Source organism: Flavobacterium sp., from assembly GCF_035760125.1.
GTDB lineage: Bacteria > Bacteroidota > Bacteroidia > Flavobacteriales > Flavobacteriaceae > Flavobacterium.
On the sequence record NZ_DASTTN010000311.1, the window covers coordinates 1 to 5,287 of the forward strand.

Consider the following 5,287-nt stretch of genomic DNA (forward strand, 5'->3'; position numbering starts at 1 on the left):
ACCCATCATCAAAAAGGTTCAAGAAAAAACCATCGAATATGCCATTCACAAATGTGAAGAAGAAGGACGTTTGGATAATTTCTTGATTGCCGGCGGAAAAATGAAAGGCGAAGTCAAAGGACAAATGCCTTTTGACGATACCGATGTGTACAAAATCATCGAAGGAGCTTCGAATACCTTAATAAGCGAACCCAACCCCAAACTGGAAAAATTACTAGATTCCTTAATCACCATTATAAAAGTGGGTCAGGAAAAGGATGGATATTTGACCACTTGGAGAACCATTAATCCAGCAAAACCACCTGCTCCATGGGTACCGGTTATAGAAGGAAAGCGTTGGGAATCTCTACAAATCAGCCACGAACTCTACAACCCTGGCCATATGATAGAAGCTGCGGTAGTACATTATGAAGCAACCGGAAAAAGAAACTTCTTGGACATCGCCATCAAAACTGCCGATATGTTGGTTCGTACATTTGGAGATAATCTAGACCAAGTTCATGGGGTTCCGGGGCATCAAATTGTAGAAACAGGTTTGGTAAATCTGTATAGAATTACCAACAACAAATCCTATTTGAAATTGGCTAAATACTATCTCGACAATAGAGGAAATCCAAATAACCATAAACTATACGGTGCTTATGCGCAAGACGACATTCCCGTTATCCAACAAAACGAAGCTGTGGGACATGCCGTGAGAGCTGTTTACATGTATGCAGGAATGACCGATATTGCCGCAATATACAACGACAAAGACTATCTGAATGCAGTGAATGCTTTGTGGACCAATATGGTCAACAAAAAGATGTACATCACCGGTGGTATTGGTGCCATACATGACGGAGAAGCCTTTGGTAAAAATTATGAATTGCCAAACCTAACCGCTTACAACGAAACTTGTGCAGCTATTGGTGATGTGTATTGGAACCACAGATTACACAACATGACCGGAAATTCCGATTATTTTGATGTGATTGAACGCTCTTTATACAACGGTTTAATCTCCGGTATTTCATTGGACGGAAAACAATTTTTCTATCCAAATGCACTTGAATCAGATGGAGTTTACAAAAACAACAGAGGCTCTTGCACACGCCAAGCTTGGTTTGATTGTTCTTGTTGCCCAACAAATTTGATTCGTTTTATTCCGTCGATTCCGGGATTGATTTATTCCACAAGTAAAAACACGGTGTATGTGAATTTATACGCCTCGAATACAGCAAAAATCAAATTAGACAAAACAGAATTAGAAATCGCACAACAAACGAATTATCCTTGGGATGGCAGAGTGGCATTAACTGTTTCTCCCAAAAAAGAAAGTGAATTTGCCCTTAAATTAAGAATTCCTGGTTGGGCAAGAAATCAAGTTTTACCAGGCGATTTATACAGTTACAAATCAGCATCTGCAGTTGTGACTTCAGTAACTATTAACGGAATCCCATTTCTTTACAAAATTGATAATGGATACATCACCATTAACAGAAAATGGAAAAAAGGTGACATCATAAAACTGGACTTTCCAATGGAAGTAAAAGAAGTGGTGACCAATTCCAAAGTGGAAGGCAACATCGGGAAAGTAGCTCTAGAATACGGTCCGATCGTGTATGCCATTGAAGAAATGGACAATGCAAGCAACTTTGACAAAATCACGATTGATGCCAATGACACGTTCAAAGTAACTAAAGAAGACAACCTTTTGGAAGGAGTAAATGCCATTCAAACCACTAAACTAAAAGCAATTCCATATTATTCATGGTCAAACAGAGGCGTTGGCAAAATGAAAGTATGGATTGATTTGAAAAAGTGAAACAAGAGGTTACGAAACTAAGTCGCTAAGAATCTAAGATATTTTGATAAAAAAATAAAAAACATGAAACCGAATTTAATCACCAAAATAACCCTTTGCGGTCTGTTACTAAATGGTATATATGCCAATGCACAAAAAACAACTCTTGAAGTAAACACCAGTAAAACAATAACCAAAATTCAGCCAACGATGTATGGAATCTTTTTTGAAGATATCAACTTTGCTGCCGATGGTGGTTTGTATGCTGAAATGATAAAAAACCGCTCATTTGAATTTGATGATCCTTTAATGGGGTGGAATCAACCAAAAAGTGACAAACATAATTTTAATACCGAATCCGGAATTGCTGTTCCTGTTCAATTTTCAAAAAAAGGAACAAATCATAATTATTGCCGAATTACGGTAAAAGATGCTAAAGGCTATGAAATCATCAATGAAGGTTTCAGAGGAATGGGAATTAAAAGTGGAGCAAAATACAATTTGACTCTAAAAGCATCCAAAGAAGCTGGAAATATATCGAAGATAATTATTCAATTCATTGGAAAAGACAATAAAATTTTAGGCGAAACAAGTATTGTTCCTACTGCTTCAGATTGGAAAGAATATACCGCTCAGCTTACCCCAACAGCCACAGAAGCAAAAGCAAAATTGCGTTTTACTTTTGAAGGAACAGGAACTATCGATCTGGATATGATTTCATTATTCCCGCAAGATACTTGGAACAATAGAAAAAATGGTCTTCGAAAAGATTTAGTACAATTACTATATGATATGAAACCTGGCTTTTTACGTTTTCCAGGCGGATGTATTGTTGAGGGAAGAACTTTGGCTCAACGTTACCAATGGAAAAAAACAGTTGGAGAAGTTGATAATAGAGAAAGCTTAGTTAACCGCTGGAATACAGAATTTGCACACAAACCAACACCTGATTATTTTCAGTCTTTTGGTTTAGGATTTTTTGAATATTTTCAATTATCTGAAGATATCGGAGCTAGTCCATTACCAATTTTGAGTTGTGGAATGGCTTGTCAGTTCAATACAGGCGAGTTGGTTCCTATTGATCAATTGGACCCTTATGTGCAAGATGCTATTGACTTAATTGAATTTGCCAACGGAAGCATAGATACTCCGTGGGGAAAAGTTCGTTCGGATATGGGGCACCCAAAACCGTTTAATTTGAAATTTATTGGAGTCGGGAACGAACAATGGGGAACTGATTATATTGAGCGTTATAAAGTGTTTGAAAAAGCAATCAAATCGAAACACCCAGAAATTACGATTGTTTCAGGAAGCGGGCCATTTCCAGAAGGGGATTATTTTGAGTATGCACAATCGGAACTTAAAAAATTGAATGCCGAAATCATAGATGAGCATTACTATAAAGACCCAAAATGGTTTAGAGAAAACGCAACTCGTTACGACAATTATGACCGTAAAGGACCAAAAATTTTCGCAGGAGAATATGCAGCACAAACAGTAGCCATTGCAAGCCCTGACAACAAAAACAGTTGGGAATGTGCTTTTTCTGAAGCCGCTTTTATGACTGGAATGGAACGTAACGCTGAAGTAGTTCATCTTACTTCGTATGCTCCTTTATTTGCTCACGAAGAAGGTTGGCAATGGACACCAGATATGATTTGGTTTAATAATTTAGAGTCCTTTGGCACACCAAATTATTATGTGCAAAAATTATTCGCCAACAATAAAGGAACCGATTTATTAGCAATCACCAAAGACGGAAAAGCAGTTACTGGTCAAAACGACTTATTTGCATCGGCGGTGAAAGATATCAATACCAAAGAAGTAATTGTAAAAGCGGTTAACACTTCTGCGAAAGCACAAGACTTAAGTATAGATTTAAAGGGCAGCAAGTTACAGTCAAAAGGAACAATAATTACGCTTACAAGTCCTAATACGACTGACGAAAATTCATTTGCTTCACCTAAAAAGATCAGTCCAACAGAAAGCGAGTATATCCTTAAAAGTGAGAAAGCACAATTAAGCCTTCCGGCCTATTCTGTTACTGTTTTGAAGTTGAAAATGAAATAAACAGAATAGTACAAATGTATTTTAAACACTTGTTTTTTATTTCCTTCGTAAACACCAGTAATACTGCCGTTTCAATAAAAATGTCAATGCAAAATAAATTAAGTGTTTTTTATACACTTATTAAATAATTATCTATATATTTGTACATATTAAAAAAGATTTGTGATGAAAAATTATGTAATAGGATTAGATTATGGCTCAGATTCTGTTCGTGCAGTATTGATAGACACTGAAAATGGACAGGAATTAGCATCAAGCGTTTGTGACTACAAGCGCTGGAAAAATAAAGAATATTGTAATGCCTCAATAAATCAGTTTCGTCAACATCCTTTGGATCATATCGAAGGGTTGGAAGCTACCATAAAATATGTAGTTGAAAACAGCAAAGTAGATTCCTCCTTAATTCGAAGCATTTGCATTGACACTACAGGATCTTCTCCAGTGCCGGTTGCCGAAGATGGAACTCCATTGGCACTGACCAAAGGTTTTGAACATAACCCCAATGCCATGATGGTTTTATGGAAAGATCACACGGCTATAAATGAAGCGAACGAAATCAATGAATTGGCGGCCAACTGGGGTGGAGAAAATTTCACCAAATACGAAGGTGGAATCTATTCATCAGAATGGTTTTGGGCCAAAATACTTCACGTTGCCAGACAAGATGAAGCAGTAAAAAAAGCTGCCTATACTTGGATGGAACATTGTGATTTAATGACGTATTTATTGATTGACAATAAAGACTTAAAATCATTCAAAAGAAGCCGTTGCGCTGCGGGTCACAAAGCGATGTGGCACGAAGACTGGAACGGTTTACCTCCTACAGCATTTTTAGAAAAATTGGATCCGTATTTGGCTTCGCTACGCGGAAGATTATACGATGAAACTTATACTTCTGATTTGGTTGCGGGTCATTTAAACCAAGAATGGGCTACCAAATTGGGGCTTTCAACAAATACTGTAATAGCAGTAGGTACATTCGATGCACATTCAGGAGCTGTGGGAGCCAAAATAGACGAACACACTTTGGTTCGCGTTATGGGAACCTCAACTTGTGACATTATTGTGGATACCAAAGAATCCATTGGAACAAAAACAGTTCGCGGAATCTGCGGACAAGTAGATGGATCGGTAATTCCAGGATTCATAGGTCTTGAAGCGGGACAATCTGCTTTTGGGGATTTATTGGCTTGGTACAAAGAATTATTGTTATGGCCAACAGAAAATTTATTGACTGGCTCTACCCTTTTGACAAACGAACAAAAAGAACAATTGAAAGCTGAAATCAGTGACAATTTAATCATACAATTAACTGCCGAAGCAGAGAAAATACCATTATCCGAAAGTGTTCCAGTAGCATTGGACTGGATTAACGGAAGAAGAACTCCAGATGCGAATCAAGAACTTAAAAGTGCCATTGCAAATCTATCT

Annotated in this window: 3 protein-coding genes; all 3 read left to right on the forward strand. The window is 37.4% G+C overall.

Features of this window, described 5'->3' with window-relative positions; all coding sequences use genetic code 11:
- Window positions 1-1,807 (forward strand): glycoside hydrolase family 127 protein (locus VFS71_RS11160; protein WP_326401308.1); only part of this gene is annotated, 1,807 nt, incomplete at its 5' end.
- 63 nt (window positions 1,808-1,870) lie between these two features.
- Entirely contained in the window at window positions 1,871-3,856 is a 1,986-nt protein-coding gene (locus tag VFS71_RS11165; RefSeq protein ID WP_326401309.1) for an alpha-L-arabinofuranosidase C-terminal domain-containing protein, read from the forward strand.
- A gap of 165 nt (window positions 3,857-4,021) precedes the next feature.
- Window positions 4,022-5,287 (forward strand): ribulokinase (locus VFS71_RS11170; RefSeq protein WP_326401310.1); only part of this gene is annotated, 1,266 nt, incomplete at its 3' end.